Here is a 14929-nt window from a genome sequence, read left to right on the forward strand (position 1 = left end):
GGCTTCAACCTTTCTGCTTCACTTGCTCCATAAACACCATCGCCAGCTGATAGATCTCATCCGGGACATAGAGGTAAATGCTGTGCGTCCCGCGCAGCGTCTTGACCTCCGATAAATGCAGCTTTGCTGCAAACGCATGATAGTCTTTTTGATTCTGAATCGTATAGATCGAATCTTTGTATTGATCCGCGATCGCGTCCAAGAATAGGATCGGCGTGTCTGCTGGATAAGGCAAGTTTAACGACTTCATACTATTATTGTAGCTCTGCAGCAGCTCCCGCTCCATATCCCGGTTGAAAAATTGCCGGTACGATATCGCCTTGTACCTCTCCTTCTCCTGCTCCGTCAGAAAAGATTGGCGAAGGACCTCCGGATTATACACCATCGAAGGCGCAAAGCGATGAAACCCTAACGCCGTTAATAGGTTCGTTCCCCGAACCATGACCGAGTCTATGAACCCGAGCGGGTGAGCGACATACTGCTGTGGCAGGCCAATATCTAGCGCGATGATGCCTTTGACCTCCGCCGGGTACTTCTGCGCCCAATAAATCGCCTCAATGCCGGAAATCGAATGCGGTACCAAAATATACGGCGGTTTATTCCCGGTCTGCATGAGGGCCTCTCTCGTCTGCTCCAGGATCTTATCGATATCCCGGTCATCGCCTGACACATCGCTGTAGCCATACCCGGCCCGCTCCACGACGGCAATCTTGTTCTCCTGTGAAAACTTGCGATACATCCCCCTCAGTTCATACATCGGCGCTGCAATCCCCGAACCCGGCATGAATACGTACGTATCCTGACCGTTCCCCTCTTGATAGACGTGGATGTCCTGTCCGTCCACTTGAGCCAGTGAGCCCTCCTCCTTCAAAAGTGCCGATTCCCTGCTAAGCTGAACCTGGTTGTTAATAAAAGCAGCGATGGTTGCAAGTAGTATCACGGCTAGTAATGTAATGCTGGCTTTCTTTAATACATTAAGTAATTTCTGCATCGTCTCGATCTCCCTTCCACTTCATGCTTATAGGATACGATCGAATAATAAATTTCTAGTGAATGCTGCATAGAAACCAACCGTCACGCTCTGGGCGAAATAACATATGTATATGGGGGAAAGGAAAATTGGGAAGGGGCTGAAGACATATGTACGAATTGACATTGGAGACCGCTAAGGGGCTAATTGAGGCCGCGGAACGAAAAGCCAGGTCCATGGGGCTGAACTGTGACATCGCCATCGTCGATGCAGGCGGGAATCTCGTCGCATTCCATCGCATGGATCGGGCGCGGATCGCCGGAATCCGGATCTCGCAGGATAAAGCCTGGACGAGCGCCGCGATGCAGATGCCAACCGAGAATCTGGCGAAAGGAGCGCAGCCGGGAGGTCCGATGTTCGGCATCAATACGACGAACGACGGCAGGCTCGTTATTCTGCCAGGAGGCATTCCGCTTGTGCGCTCAGAACGTGTCGTCGGAGCGATCGGCGTAAGTGGAGGAACGAGCGCGCAGGATGCCGAAGTGGCTGCCGCGGCCGTTCAGGCATTCGAGAGCATGAGAGAGGACGATGTCGTCGCGACCGGGCGCATCGGATCTGCGCAAGTGCGCGGATTTTCTGCCAGAGACTGATTCTCGTGCCCTCCGGAAGAAAACAGGAGCTGCCATTAGCAGCTCCTGTTTCGTCTTATACATTTTTAATACGATTAACATCCTGAGTTGCGGAGTGCAACATGAATGCCGTAGGCTCGGCGAAAGTCCTTCGCTTGCAGGAAGCATACCAGGCAAATTCAAATGATCCACAAAAAAAGCCGCGATCAGCAAATTTGCTGCGCAACTTTTTTACATAGAATCATAGAAGCGTTATCCCAAATTTTTATTTTAAATATACATCAGCATAATCTTCATGACGGTCAAATTGACTTCTGGCGAAAGGACATAATGGCATAATCTTAATCCCTTTCATTCGGGCAAACTCGACTAATCGCTTCACTAACGCCTGTCCTACACCTTGACCGCGTAGACTATCGGTAACAATAGTGTGATCTACTATAATGGTATGATTTCCACTGTGAATATAATGTATTTCAGCTTCCCTCCAATTCTCTTCTCCCACATAAAAGCTGTTCACATCTTCTTTTATTTCAAGCATCATATTCCCCCCCATTTATATGCTTGCCCCTAAGTTAGATAATAATTTATGTAGTTAAGTTATTGCGGACGTTCAATAGAAAAGACTCTTCCAAGAGTGGAATAGAAGCTGCCTGCTAAACGGCTAACCGGGTTTCGTGCCCCCGTCTTATACAGAGTTGCCGCTACCAAAGCCTCCGGAAGAACCCTGCCACCCTTTGCCAGGCTGAATAAATATTGACCTATTTCAAAGCTTAGTTTAAGTGCAATAGGCAGGAGCTCTCCGGCAGCTTGTTCGCGTAATGATTCTCTGCTCAATACAACGGTAGTTTCCTTAAAGGCAACATAATCTGCAACATACTATTTTGTAACAAGAAAAGCAGCAACTTCAGCTAGCCGAGATGCGTAACCCCACTCATTATCATACCAAGCGGCTACTGATAAAAGCTCGCCCTGCACTTGGGTCAATGGCAGATCAATAATGGATGAATGAGGATCCCCTACAATACGGGAAGAAGCCCATTCACCCTCCAATACATTTAGAACTCCCTGAAGTTCACCTTCATTAGCTGCAAGGCGGAACATGTCATTGATCTCTTGAACGGAGCATGATTTCTCTGTTATCAGATTAAGCTCCGCAATGCTGCCTGTGCGAGTCGGGATTCGGTATGCTTTTCCAGTAATTTGGAGATCACTCCAAATAAACTTGAGAGCCTTAGCTGCTCCCGAGGATGATGGGATGATATTTTCTGCTGCTGCCCAAGAATCCCGCCGGTCCTTCATCGGCTGATCTGTTAAGGATTGTGTATTGGTATAAGAATGAACCGTTGAAAACAGGCCATACTTAATCCCGTAATTTTCCTTAACTAATTTCACTACGGGTGCCAGCGCATTGGTTGTACAGCTGGCCATACTGATAATTTTATGCTTCTCCGGATCGAAGCTGCTGAGATTAATTCCTTTAAGCAAAACGGCGTCGCAGTCTTCGAGACTTTTACTTGGCCCGCTGACAAGCACACGCTTGGCACCGCGATCCAAGTGCAATTGTGCAACCGGTCTGGTTACAGCACGTCCCGTACAGTCAATCACCAACTCAACACCCAATTCTCCCCAATTAGGAACTTCATTGGACGAATTCATATACCGGATTTCACGGCCGCCAATGATGATAGCTCCCTCTCGACTGAGGACCTCTTCATGCCAACGTTTATAATTTGTATCAACCTCAAAAAGCGCTGCTAGTATAGATTCATCTTTTATATCAGAGATAGAGTAAGGTATAAAGAGCTTCTCTTGAAGTGCTACTCTAAGTAATTGCCGGCCGATTCGACCAAATCCAAATATTGCGATTTTACTCATGATACCCTCCCGTTAGATCTTGTCTTTACTCATTGCTTGATTTACTCCAATTCCTGCACTTGAATAGGCGTAAGGTTTTTTTCAATTTCAGCACGGCTGGCTTCAAGCCACGATGGCAGCATTAATGCCTCGCCCAGATGCTCTTCAGGTTCATCATTTGCGAAACCTGGCGGGTCTGTCGCAATTTCAAACAAAATGCCGCCTTGTTCACGAAAATAGATAGCATGGAAATACTGTCGGTCAATAATTGGTGTAGGATGAAAACCACTTTTTTCGACATGGCTCCTCCATGCATCATGGTCTTCAAAATCCTTGGCTCGCCACGCGATATGGTGAACGGTGCCTGAACCGGGGATCCCGCGCTCCATTGGCTCGGCATTCACGTCAATAAGGTTGCCGATATCCCCTTCTGCTTTATATCGAATAAAGCCGCTATCCTGCCCGACTTTTTCAAGACCCAATACGTCCTCAAGAACCTGCATGGTCTTTGCGGATGCAGTGCTGTACAGCACTGCGCCACCAAATCCTTTGATAGCCTTATCCGTCGGAATACCTCCGAATGACCACGTATTAGGAGCTCCGTCTGCCCGTTCAACAATCTCTAACTGAAGACCATCAAGATCTGAAAATTCGATATAGTTTTCGGAAAAACGGGTGCTTTCTGTGAAGGAAATATCGAACGCAGCAAGGCGTGCTTTCCAAAAACCAAGTGCGCCTATTGGTACAGCGTATGTTGTTGTACCTACTTGTCCTCCTCCTATGCGACCTTTATGAGAAAATTCGTGCGGGAAGAATGTAATAATAGTTCCAGGGCTGCCTTTTTCATTGCCGAAGTACAAATGATATACTTCAGGTGCGTCAAAGTTAATTGTTTTTTTAACAAGACGAAGACCTAGGACTCCAGCATAAAAATCTACATTCTTCTGCGCATCCTTCACGAAACAAGTAATATGATGGATGCCCGCTGTTTTCTTTATGATATTACCCATCTTTCCCATACTCCTTCTGCTAGATTTTTCGATCATGCTAATCACTGAACATACTCCTGGTTCAAATGATAGAGAAAAGAGCAACAGCGAACAATTCCAATATTTCTATACTTACATAGCGAATTTACTATATCTTTGACCCGAATAACCCATTTGGTTCCAATACAAAAAGCCGGGGATTTTCCCCGGCTTTTTGCGTTAACATAGCAGATTAAAAAACGGATCTGGATTACCCTAAGAATGATTTCAACATCCATACATGCTTTTCGAGCGAGTAATGAATGGCCAAAAGCATATCTCCGGTTGTCTCGTCATCCTCACGACTAGCGATACTCATACCTTCTTTAAGCTCATTAACCATAGTTCCAAAATCGGCTACAAGCGTGCGAACCATCTCCGTAGCGCTTTCATTGCCTACTGCATCTTTTACCGTTGCGGTTTCAAGAATTCCATGCAAAGTCGCTACAGGGCTGCCGCCTAATGCCAGTAGCCGCTCAGCAAGATTGTCCACATGAAGTGCAGCCTCCGTGTATAGTTCTTCAAACTTTAAATGTAAAGTGAAGAACTGTTGACCTTTGACATACCAATGATAGTTATGGAGTTTGGTGAACAGAAGACTCCAGTTCGCTATCTGAGTGTTTAACACTATCATAAGTTTTTCAGACATAAAAAAGCCCCTTTCTAATTTAGCACTAAATTCCAGGACCCACTATAACACACCAACAACCCCCTGTATACGCGGATTTTCAATTATAAGAAAAAGCTATATGAGACATAGAAAGATCGATATTGATCGTGCGAACCACCGTTTATACGATTGTATTACATATCTAGTTCTTGGAATTCATTATCTTTAGAACTCCTAGACTGGAACATGAATCTCACCAACGATAAAGGAGAGTTTGAATGGGAGTACGTTTTTTAAAAATGGCAGTTATTTATATTATTCTCGGTATTGGCATTGGAATCTACATGGGTGCAACACTGAACTTTGCATTGTTTAGTGTTCATTCCCACACCAATCTTTTCGGATGGGCAACTTTGGCCCTTTGCGGATTTACTTATCTGCGTTTTCCAAAAGCCGCAGAGTCCCAACTAGCTAAATGGCACTTCTGGTTGCAGGGCACAGGCTTGCCAATCATGTTGATCTCGCTATCATTTATGGCAAACGGTTATGATCAGGAATGGTTACCGACTATAAAACGTATAGGTGAATCCGTTGCCGGAAGTGGAATTCTTGTTTTTGCTGTCAACGTATTTTTAAATGTTAAGGAAACCCATATAACTGTAAAAAAAGAAACGTATGCTGAAAAAAAGGGGGGGAGCTTTTGATTAACCCCGTAAAGCCAATTGCACCGCGTTATAATCTTACGACCCTTATTCTATTCTGGTGCTCATTAATTGTCGTCTCTTCCCTATATTTAACGATCCCTCTGTTCACCATATTTGAGGACGTATTCCAGGTCTCATCTTCCCAAGCGACTTGGGCAGGAAGCGCCTTTTCCTTTGCTTTTGCCGGTGGAGGACTCCTGTTCGGGGGGCTTTCTGATCGCTATGGGCGAAAAAAAATGATGATCTCCGGGTTATGCTTACTCACGGCATCAACCCCTTTTATAGGAACCGTTCATGAGTTTCAATGGCTTATTGTTCTAAGGGTTATACAGGGATTGGCAGCATCCATGTTTCCGTCTTCAGTGTTAGCCTACGCTATGGAGATGTTCCCAACGAATAAAAGGGTAACGATCATTGGGTTTATAAGCACCGCCTTTTTAATGGCCAGTATCGTGGGACAGATCTATAGCAGCACCGTTGTATTGGTACTAAGCTGGAAATATGTATTTACTATTCTTGGCATTGTTTATTTGGTTTCGCTTTTTTTGATTACAGTATGTATACCCACAGATATAATACAGAAGCCGGAGGGCAATTTTTTTTCTCCTTTAAAGCGCATTGGTGGTATTTTTAAGAAAAAAAGTTTGCCTATCTGTTACATCATTTCCTCAACTCTCTTTATTTCACTCGTCGGTTTCTTCTCCACGCTTGGAAGTTATCTAAGCAGCGCTCTCTTTGAACTGAGTCACCAGGAAATCCTATGGGTTCGTGCAGCCGGTATCATCGGTATGTTCATTTCTCCATTTGATGGAAGGCTCGTTACTAAGTTTGGTGTTAAAAATGTTCTATGGTGTGGTTTGATTATGGCCGGTATTGGTCTAGGTTTGATTGGCATTTGGGGGAACCTTACATTTTTAATCTTGACGAGTATTATTTTTACTGCTGGCATAGCTATGGCCCTTCCCGCCTTGTTATCATTAATAGGCACTTTAGCTGGAGAGTTAAGAGCTAGCGCTCTTTCTTTCCATATGTTTATGCTTTTCATTGGAGCTTCGCTTGGCCCTATCATTTCCATTTATTTAATCGACACCCAAGGTCATAGGTTCACTTTCGAGGTGTTAGCCGGATTACTGCTGTTAAGTACGGTTGTCCCATTCTTTATTCGCTTAGAGGGGAAAGAAACCATTACCACTACCAATCAGCATAATTAAAATAAGGTTAAGCATCATTAAGAGTCGAATGCAACAACGAAAATGCTCCCCTTACAGTAACAGGATTTCTTATTTTACCTGTCTACCGTAAGGGGAGCATTTCACATACCTAGATCGCCTATACTTATGATTGAACAAGAACAGCCTCATATGGATCAAACCTTGATGGTTCTGCTTTCCTTCAATCAAGCACGCGGTGCACTTTCAAATTTACCTTTGTGAGTCAAATCACAGAAAGGCTTTTGACTTGATAATCCACACCGACAAAGAATAAAGCTCTCCTTTGTCTCGAAACGGTTACCGAGCGCATCAACCATTTCTACTTTACCTGTTATTCTTAACGGTCCATTATCATTGACTTTAATTGTTACATCGGACAAGATAATCCACCTCTTTCATGATATTTAGAAGACAAAGCAATCCAAGTCACAGAAACCGCTGCCATGATGATGGTTACACTTATGATGAAGATGGGCCTGTTTAGGTATATGGGCACTTGATCCACCACCCCCATATTCCAGCCCCTTGTAATAGCCTCCAAAGAAATTATGTGGAGACCAGTCTGGACTAGCTTTTGGAGCTGGAGGCGACAAAGACTCAAATTCGTTAGTACCGTAGACAATCTTGCCCCCTACAACAGTGAAGACAGATTCAATTTTTTTAATTGCTTCTTCGGAGACATGAAAGAAATTATCGGAAAGAATTGAAAAATCAGCATATTGCCCCTCTTTGATTTGCCCTTTTACATCTTCTTCTTTGGAAAACCATGCATTCCCCGACGTATACATGCGAAGCGCTTCATGCCTCTCTACACGATTAGAATCAGGGTACAGGCTTAACCCACCTAATGTCTTGCCCGTCACTAACCAGTATAAGGCAACCCACGGATTATAACTGGCTACTCTTGTCGCATCTGTCCCTACGCCGACACGTAATCCAGACTTAATCATCTTGGTTATCGGAGGAGCATTTTCCGCTGCTTTGGCCCCATATCTTTCGACGAAATACTCACCTTGAAAAGCCATTCGGCTCTGAACGGCGATCGAACCGCCTAATGCCACAACTCGCTCCAAATCCTTCTCCTGGATTGTTTCGGCATGATCCAGAATCCAGCGCAAGTCTTTGAATGGCACCTCTTTATTCACACGCTCAAATACATCAAGGAAGCGTGTAATAGACTCTCCATAGGTTGCATGAAGACGAAATGGCCAGCGTTGTTCAACGAGGTGCCGAGAAACATCAAACAGTTCATCTTCAAGTACAGCAGGGAGTTCGGGACGAGGCTCTACAAAATCTTCAAAGTCTGCCGCGCTATAAACAAGCATTTCACCGGCACCGTTATGACGATAGTAAGTACTGCCCGTGTACGGCTGCGATGAAGCGGTCCATGTTTTAAAATCACTCAATTCATTCTTGGGATGCTGCGTGAATAAATTATACGCAGTGCGAACCGTAATTTCTTCACGTTTATCAAGTTCTGCAAACACTTGATAGTCATCGGGATAGTTCTGAAAGCCCCCACCAGCGTCAATAACGCTTGTAACTCCAAAACGATTCAATTCCCTCATAAAAAGTCGGGTTGAATTCATTTGGTCCTCATAAGAAAGCGTTGGCCCTTTTGCTAAGGTAGAATACAAAATCGTTGCATTTGGTCTAGCGATGAGCATTCCTGTAGGATTGCCTTTACTATCCCTTTGGATTTCTCCACCCGGTGGATTTGGTGAATCTTTTGTATACCCAATGACTCGCAAGGCAGCTTTGTTCAGAAAAGCTTGACGGTAAAGATTGAGAATAAAAACGGGGGTGTCTGGAGCAATGCGATTGATCTCATCTAGCGTTGGCATCCGGCGTTCAATGAATTGGAACTCTGTCCAGCCGCCTACAACACGGACCCAATGAGGAGCTGGCGTACGGTCGACCTGCTTTTTCAACATGCGCAATGCATCCGCTACGGATGGCACCCCATCCCAACGAAGTTCAAGGTTATAGTTGAGACCGCCTCGAATGAGATGAATATGGGAATCGTTCAATCCCGGTATTAACATTCGTTGGTTCGCGTTCACAACCTGAGTGGATGATCCAACATATTTCATGATTTCGGCATCATCTCCCACAGCCAGAAATTGGCCGTCCTTAATTGCAACTGCCGTTGCTGTAGGATTTGAATCGTCCATCGTTACAATACTGGCATTGTGAATGACCAAACTGGCCTCAAAATCTATCATTTTCATAGACACGATTCCACTCTCCCTTTAGATTATTTTATTTGTTGTGTAACCATTGCTGTATCCAGGGTATCAACCGCTGACCTAAATACATACCGGCAAGACCGAGCAGCCCCAAAAAAGGCGGTGCTGGCGAAGGGATCTTAAGCGATTGAAAAACAACGCCAATTACAATACCTGCAGCTAGAGCTAGAACCATAGAACCCATACTCATTTCTCCTCACTTATAATTGTTATGTTCTTACTAGATGCCTTCCATATAAGTCTAAAAGTCAACATTTTTACTAGCAATAAGGCTTTCTCTATAACAGCCATAGGAATTACTTATGCAAATACGTTATAGAACTTTTGATATATATAGTTTTTTCCTATGAAATATATAGAAAACTGAAGATTGTTCGCACAGTTACATTTCAATAGACTGGGTACATGCAGCAGGATTTCCAATTTAGTAGGGCTGTTGTAATCATATCTGGAAAAGGTAGGGATCTTCGTATGTTTAACGGGAAGACAGATTTACTTACGGCTGATAACTCTGCAATTATTCTTGTAGACCACCAGCCTCAAATGCTCTTTGGTGTTCAAAGTGCAGACCGCCAAACCATCATTAACAATGCGGTTGGACTGGCCAAAACAGCCAAAGTTTTCAATGCACCCATCATTCTTACGACTGTAGCTGCGGAAACATTCTCAGGCCCGATTCATCCGCATATTCAAGAAGTATTTCCAGACCATAAACCGATTGACCGTACAACAATGAATTCTTGGGAAGACGAAAATTTCGTAGAAGCTGTGAAGAAAACAGGCCGTAAAAAGCTGATCATCGCAGCACTTTGGACGGAAGTTTGTCTTGCTTTCCCTGTAATTGCAGCCATCAAAGATGGATATGAAGTATACATTGTAACGGATGCTTCTGGTGGTTCGACGACGGAGGCGCATAACATGTCCATTCAACGCATGATACAAGCAGGAGCAATCCCCGTTACTTGGCAGGCTGTTCTGCTTGAGTACCAACGCGATTGGGCCCGTCAAGAAACCTATGACGCAGTTATGTCGATCGTTACGGAACACAGCGGAGCTTATGGTGCGGGTATTGTTTATGCCCAAACGATGTTTGGTGGCCACGGGGGATAAACCTATTCATCCCAAAACAGTTTCATTTTTACTATCTTAGTTTGTGGAATATGCCTAAAGTGAGTGTACTATACTAAAACTAATTCTATAAGGAAGTGATAAGCATGGCTAAATTAACAGTAGGAACAGAAAACGGGCAACCCATTGAATTGTACTTTGAGGATTTTGGCGCAGGCAAACCTGTGATTTTAATCCATGGCTGGCCATTGAGCGGGCGCTCGTGGGAGAGTCAAGTTCCAGCGCTGATCGAAGCAGGTTACCGTGTGATTACCTATGACCGCCGCGGATTCGGACAATCCTCCCAACCGTGGAACGGTTACGACTATGATACGTTTGCGATGGATCTCGACAAGCTAATTAAACATCTAGACCTTAAGAATGTAACACTGGTCGGATTTTCGATGGGTGGCGGAGAGGTTGCCCGTTACGTTGGCACATACGGAACAAGCCGTGTCGAAAAAGCCGTATTGGCTGCTGCGGTTCCGCCATTCTTTTATAAATCTGACGAGCATCCGGAGGGCGGACTAGATGAAGCCGCCATTCAGGGCTTCCAGGACGGTTTGAAAAAAGACCGTATCGCCTTCCTTGACGGCTTCAGTCACAATTTCTTTAAAGCAGGGGATAGAACCGACCTGGTAAGCGAGTCCTTCCGTGCTTACAACCTTGATATTGCTTCTTATGCTTCGCCTAAGGGGACGCTGGATTGCACTGATGCCTTCGGCCGGACGGATTTCCGTGGCGATTTGGCGAAATTTGATATCCCATTGCTTGTTATCCATGGCGATTCCGATGCGATCGTGCCGCTTGAGGTAAGTGGTCAACTCTCCCACGAAGCTGTTGCAGGCAGTCAACTCGTCGTAATTGAAGGTGGACCACATGGTCTGAACGCAACTCATCCTGAAGAATTCAATACCGCTTTGATTCACTTTCTTAATACGAAATGAATGTACAGTCACGGGAATCATCAGTTCGTGTGAACTGTGCCCCACAAGAAGGACACTTTGAAAAAAAAATGACCCGCTTGTGGGTCATTTTTATATTAATCTAGGAAAGGATGAGGAGCGAGACTTAGGATTCGAATATCGAGGCTTGGGTTTCAAACAGTCTTCTCTGGCTTCGGAATTCCAGCGCTGTGATGCCTTCGGTATCCTTGAATATTCTCGTAAAATGCTTCACATTTTCGAATCCAACCTGATCACTGATTTCGTACACCTTCAAATCGGAGTGCACCAGCAGTTCCTTCGCCTTGTCCAACCTTAACCGGCGAACATAGCTCGAGAAACTCTCACCGTTATATTCCTGGAAGGCATGGCTGAAATACGAATAATTGAGTGAGAAATGGTTGGACACGACCGCCATGTTCAAATCGTCGGCATAATGCGTCTGCAAGTAGGTGAGAACTTTTTGCATCGTATTTTGTTCGGTCGGCGCTTGCTCTCTCCGATCTTGGATGAACCGATCCAGATGATCGAGAAGCTGCTCAACAGCTGTGTAATAATCTTCAAATCGATCGAAGTTTCCGATATGACCAACATAGGCGTACGTCCTTAATAACCCGAGTACCTTATGCCCGTAGATGCGAAACAGCTTGTCGAACAGCTCCTCGTTGAGCAACTGGCTAATACGTTCCAGATAGCCGATCTCACAGCTGCTAATAATGCGAACATCGAGGATTTGATCGAGTAGCAGTTTGATTTCATCCCCGCGTCCCATTCCGATGAGATTCAATATTCGTTGAACCAAATCAACAGGAACAATATGTCGCTCATTGCGTTCGCTTATGCTGATATAGTCCAGCACATCGAGTTCTGGAAGCAGAATACCGTATTTCAAGGTTTGCTTCACTTGACTGTATGCCCACCTTATTTGCTCTATCCCTTGAACTGAATCACTAATCGCAATTCGCAGCTGCGAATCAAATGCACGCAACCTCCACCGTTCAGCCAACTGGTAGAACATAACCGGATCGCGTGCGATCATAATCGTTCCGCCTTTCCCATCACGCGCGAGCCTCCAATCCACATGCCCTTGTAACAGCTCAGCGATTTGATTCCTGAAAGAAACAGCATCCGTATTGCTAGACTGTGATCCTCCACCGCGTCGCGTAAGTAAGCCCAGCGTATATCCTGCATTCAACCAACTTAAGTCGGCCTGCTTCAGCTTGATTTGTGTTAATCCATCACCAGCATCCTCCTGGGTTAAATGCAGGGTAACTAACTCGGCAGCAAAAAGGCCGGCATCTTCGCCCGCCTTGTCTGCTCGCTCTCCTCTCATCCCTATGTCCCGCATTAATCGCTCCAGGACGGCAAACAACTCCTCCCGCACCACTGGCTTTATGAGATAATCCTTCACAGCACAGCGGATCGCTTTCTGCGCATATACGAAGTCATTATAGCCAGACAGCAATACAACCTCGGGTTTCACCGGATGTTCTTGCAGCTGCTCGAGCAGTTCGATCCCATCCATTATTGGCATTCGGATATCCGTGAACATAATATCCACAGGCTCCTGGCGAAGCAGTTCCAACGCTTCTTGTCCATTCTCGGCAAATTGGTAACTGAACAGATTAGGAAACTGTCTCTCAATTACCGATTGCAAGCCTCTCCGAATGATTTTCTCGTCGTCGACGATCAGCAAGCTAATCATAGATGTCCACTCCCTCTCCCATGACCCGATACGGCAAAGTCATGACTATGCGTGTATAGCTTCCTTCCTGACTCTCGATCTGAATCCCATATTCTGCCCCATAACTCATTACAAAACGTTGGTCCACATTGCGCAGACCGATTCCATTGCTGTCCTGGTTATCTTTGCGAACAAATAATTGCCTGACATCCTGGTAAGCGGATTCTTCCATTCGCAGCATTCGATTCAATAAGCCCAGCGTCTCTTCCGGTATGCCGCAGCCGCTGTCAGCGATCTCTATGATACAAGCCTGGTCACGCCGGACGGCAGAAATCGTAATGACAAGATCTCCGTCGCTGGAATGCATGCATCTCATCCCATGCTTGATTGCATTCTCGACTGCGGGCTGCAGTGACATTTTGAGAGATTCCTGCTTGAGGCATTCCGGTGCAATCGACAATCGGAGATCAAGCCTTCCATCATAACGGATGTTCATGACGGAAACATAATGCTGGACCTGCTGAATCTCATCGCTGAGCATCACGTGATCCCGCTTCCATTCCATCGAATACCGCATCATACCGCCTAGCGAGATCATGATATCCGATATGAGGTACTGCCCTTCAATTTCCGCCAGCATCCTGACGTTTTCCAGCGTATTGTAGAGAAAGTGGGAATCTATCTGGTTCTTCAGCGCCCGAAGCTCGGCTTCTTTGCCTGCCGCCTGCCTGGCTGCCTGCTCTTGAATGAGCTCGTTAATCTTCAAAATAAGCTCGCGGTAATGAAAGCCCAGCTCTCCTACCTCATCGGTACCGGTAATCGGCGGAAGCCCGACGTTGAAGTTGCCGCTTCTTATCTGTTGCATCGATTCTCTTAACGCCTTAAGTCTGCGCAAAATGATCGCCTGCATCGAGTAAGATAGCAATATGAGAAATACCACTAGTAACGAAATGAGTACAATATAACGAACTTTTGAATGGTTAATGACTTCAATCGTGTCCGCAAGACTAACCATATTGACCAGATGTACGTCGATCGATGGAATGTAGCTCTGAAATGCCAAGTAGGATTGTCCATCAACCTTGAACTGTACCGTCTCGTAATCTGTATTACTCGTCAGGTTCACGCTGTTCATTAATTGCTCCGCGCTGTGCCGCCCGAACACAGGTGAAGCCCTCAAGCTGAATACCTGTCCGTTCCTTGCAACTACGATCAGCTGGGAGTTCATGTCCTGCACACTACTGAACGTTCGAGAGAAGAAATTCGACAGCTTCATCGATATCTCTAAAATGCCGTTATGTGCTCTGTTGTCCGCATATTTGAATTCCTGCAAGTACGTCATGAAGGGCTCATTCGGCGATGGTTCGGATGGCGCATCGGTGAGGGCGACGTTATCCTGTATCTCCCACCAGGGCGAACCGCTCTGCTTCATCACCTCATCATGCCAAGTCTTGTCCTGAATACGTGATTCCTGTAGGATGACTGGCCAAATCTCATTCACATAATGGTTGTCCGTGAACAACCGGACATTCGCAATTCGTGGATTGTTGAACAGAAAATATTGGAAGTTGTTGACCACATCATTCTTAATATGAAGAACACGCGCTGTATCCTGAATTTGTTCAATTTGCAGATAATTGTTCATTTCCCGATTGGATAACGCGAGCTGACCGGTCCATCCCATCAGTTCCATGTTGTTCTCAATGTTTATCTTCTCGACTGCCAGCACATTCTCGCTGTTCTTCGTCAATTCTTCCATCGCCTTTGCGGACTCTTCATTGAGCGTATACCAGGAGAATAGAATAACCGGTATGAAGATAACGAACACAAATGACAGAATCAGTTTGACTTGAAGCGAAAGTTTAAACGTAAATGCACGTATCCCCAATAACCATCGGATTGCCGCGTATCCCATCTCCTGTTTCACCTCCTGCTG

15 protein-coding genes are annotated in these 14929 nt (G+C 45.4%); 5 read left to right on the forward strand and 10 right to left on the reverse strand.

Annotated elements, in window-relative coordinates:
- Positions 1-4 precede the first annotated feature (4 nt).
- Positions 5-991: an alpha/beta hydrolase gene (locus GCU39_RS21425; RefSeq protein ID WP_152395373.1), complete on the reverse strand. Its 987-nt coding sequence runs from the start codon at positions 989-991 to the stop codon at positions 5-7.
- A 149-nt stretch (positions 992-1140) separates the two neighbouring features.
- Between GCU39_RS21425 and GCU39_RS21430 the strand changes: the two genes are divergently transcribed.
- Positions 1141-1620, forward strand: a complete 480-nt coding sequence (locus GCU39_RS21430; protein ID WP_152395374.1) for a GlcG/HbpS family heme-binding protein — start codon at positions 1141-1143, stop codon at positions 1618-1620.
- Between the two features lie 244 nt (positions 1621-1864).
- On the opposite strand, the gene GCU39_RS21435 is transcribed toward GCU39_RS21430, so the two are convergent.
- The 4 genes from GCU39_RS21435 to GCU39_RS21455 form a co-directional block, all read right to left on the reverse strand.
- Positions 1865-2155 carry a GNAT family N-acetyltransferase gene (locus GCU39_RS21435; RefSeq protein WP_227793293.1) on the reverse strand — a complete coding sequence of 97 codons (291 nt, stop codon included), beginning with the start codon at positions 2153-2155 and terminating at the stop codon, positions 1865-1867.
- Positions 2156-2478: 323 nt separating this feature from the next.
- Complete coding sequence (locus GCU39_RS21445; RefSeq protein ID WP_152395375.1) at positions 2479-3477, reverse strand: type I glyceraldehyde-3-phosphate dehydrogenase; 999 nt, start codon at positions 3475-3477, stop codon at positions 2479-2481.
- Positions 3478-3518: 41 nt separating this feature from the next.
- The gene (locus GCU39_RS21450; RefSeq protein WP_152397371.1) at positions 3519-4457 is read right to left on the reverse strand and encodes a ring-cleaving dioxygenase; all 939 of its coding nucleotides are present in this window, start codon (positions 4455-4457) and stop codon (positions 3519-3521) included.
- A gap of 238 nt (positions 4458-4695) precedes the next feature.
- Positions 4696-5133: a Dps family protein gene (locus tag GCU39_RS21455; protein WP_152395376.1), complete on the reverse strand. Its 438-nt coding sequence runs from the start codon at positions 5131-5133 to the stop codon at positions 4696-4698.
- Positions 5134-5372: 239 nt separating this feature from the next.
- On the opposite strand from GCU39_RS21455, the gene GCU39_RS21460 reads away from it, so the two are divergent.
- Positions 5373-5798: a hypothetical protein gene (locus GCU39_RS21460; protein WP_152395377.1), complete on the forward strand. Its 426-nt coding sequence runs from the start codon at positions 5373-5375 to the stop codon at positions 5796-5798.
- Positions 5795-7009, forward strand: coding sequence for an MFS transporter (locus GCU39_RS21465; protein WP_152395378.1), 1215 nt, complete (start codon positions 5795-5797; stop codon positions 7007-7009). The genes GCU39_RS21460 and GCU39_RS21465 overlap by 4 nt, the downstream gene beginning before the upstream one ends.
- A gap of 185 nt (positions 7010-7194) precedes the next feature.
- On the opposite strand, the gene GCU39_RS21470 is transcribed toward GCU39_RS21465, so the two are convergent.
- From GCU39_RS21470 to GCU39_RS21480, 3 genes are read right to left on the reverse strand one after another with little or no spacing between them, the layout of a single operon-like run.
- Complete coding sequence (locus GCU39_RS21470; protein ID WP_152395379.1) at positions 7195-7389, reverse strand: CDGSH iron-sulfur domain-containing protein; 195 nt, start codon at positions 7387-7389, stop codon at positions 7195-7197.
- 24 nt (positions 7390-7413) lie between these two features.
- Positions 7414-9240, reverse strand: a complete 1827-nt coding sequence (locus tag GCU39_RS21475; protein ID WP_227793658.1) for an amidohydrolase — start codon at positions 9238-9240, stop codon at positions 7414-7416.
- 31 nt (positions 9241-9271) lie between these two features.
- A complete protein-coding gene (locus GCU39_RS21480) occupies positions 9272-9442 on the reverse strand; it encodes a XapX domain-containing protein (RefSeq protein WP_152395381.1) in 171 nt (56 codons plus the stop codon).
- A gap of 287 nt (positions 9443-9729) precedes the next feature.
- On the opposite strand from GCU39_RS21480, the gene GCU39_RS21485 reads away from it, so the two are divergent.
- Both GCU39_RS21485 and GCU39_RS21490 read left to right on the forward strand, forming a co-directional pair.
- A complete protein-coding gene (locus tag GCU39_RS21485; RefSeq protein ID WP_152397372.1) occupies positions 9730-10368 on the forward strand; it encodes a hydrolase in 639 nt (212 codons plus the stop codon).
- Positions 10369-10472: 104 nt separating this feature from the next.
- Positions 10473-11312 (forward strand): alpha/beta fold hydrolase, encoded by an 840-nt coding sequence (locus tag GCU39_RS21490; protein WP_152395382.1) that lies wholly within the window; start codon positions 10473-10475, stop codon positions 11310-11312.
- A gap of 124 nt (positions 11313-11436) precedes the next feature.
- Here the strand turns inward: GCU39_RS21490 and GCU39_RS21495 are convergent, their stop codons facing one another.
- Positions 11437-13014, reverse strand: coding sequence for a response regulator (locus GCU39_RS21495; protein ID WP_152395383.1), 1578 nt, complete (start codon positions 13012-13014; stop codon positions 11437-11439).
- Entirely contained in the window at positions 13007-14908 is a 1902-nt protein-coding gene (locus GCU39_RS21500) for a sensor histidine kinase (RefSeq protein WP_152395384.1), read from the reverse strand. The genes GCU39_RS21495 and GCU39_RS21500 overlap by 8 nt, the downstream gene beginning before the upstream one ends.
- Positions 14909-14929: the final 21 nt, after the last annotated feature.

This window comes from Paenibacillus guangzhouensis (assembly GCF_009363075.1).
Classification (GTDB): Bacteria; Bacillota; Bacilli; order Paenibacillales; family Paenibacillaceae; genus Paenibacillus_K; species Paenibacillus_K guangzhouensis.

What these genes read in the sequence shown, in the direction of transcription:
- GCU39_RS21485 (WP_152397372.1), top strand. Translation starts at nt 9,730, where the DNA reads ATGTTTAACGGGAAGACAGATTTACTTACGGCTGATAACTCTGCAATT.
- GCU39_RS21445 (WP_152395375.1), bottom strand. Translation starts at nt 3,477, where the DNA reads ATGAGTAAAATCGCAATATTTGGATTTGGTCGAATCGGCCGGCAATTA.
- GCU39_RS21495 (WP_152395383.1), bottom strand. Translation starts at nt 13,014, where the DNA reads ATGATTAGCTTGCTGATCGTCGACGACGAGAAAATCATTCGGAGAGGC.
- GCU39_RS21435 (WP_227793293.1), bottom strand. Translation starts at nt 2,155, where the DNA reads ATGGGGGGGAATATGATGCTTGAAATAAAAGAAGATGTGAACAGCTTT.
- GCU39_RS21480 (WP_152395381.1), bottom strand. Translation starts at nt 9,442, where the DNA reads ATGGGTTCTATGGTTCTAGCTCTAGCTGCAGGTATTGTAATTGGCGTT.
- GCU39_RS21460 (WP_152395377.1), top strand. Translation starts at nt 5,373, where the DNA reads ATGGGAGTACGTTTTTTAAAAATGGCAGTTATTTATATTATTCTCGGT.
- GCU39_RS21425 (WP_152395373.1), bottom strand. Translation starts at nt 991, where the DNA reads ATGCAGAAATTACTTAATGTATTAAAGAAAGCCAGCATTACATTACTA.
- GCU39_RS21500 (WP_152395384.1), bottom strand. Translation starts at nt 14,908, where the DNA reads ATGGGATACGCGGCAATCCGATGGTTATTGGGGATACGTGCATTTACG.
- GCU39_RS21430 (WP_152395374.1), top strand. Translation starts at nt 1,141, where the DNA reads ATGTACGAATTGACATTGGAGACCGCTAAGGGGCTAATTGAGGCCGCG.
- GCU39_RS21490 (WP_152395382.1), top strand. Translation starts at nt 10,473, where the DNA reads ATGGCTAAATTAACAGTAGGAACAGAAAACGGGCAACCCATTGAATTG.
- GCU39_RS21455 (WP_152395376.1), bottom strand. Translation starts at nt 5,133, where the DNA reads ATGTCTGAAAAACTTATGATAGTGTTAAACACTCAGATAGCGAACTGG.
- GCU39_RS21475 (WP_227793658.1), bottom strand. Translation starts at nt 9,240, where the DNA reads ATGAAAATGATAGATTTTGAGGCCAGTTTGGTCATTCACAATGCCAGT.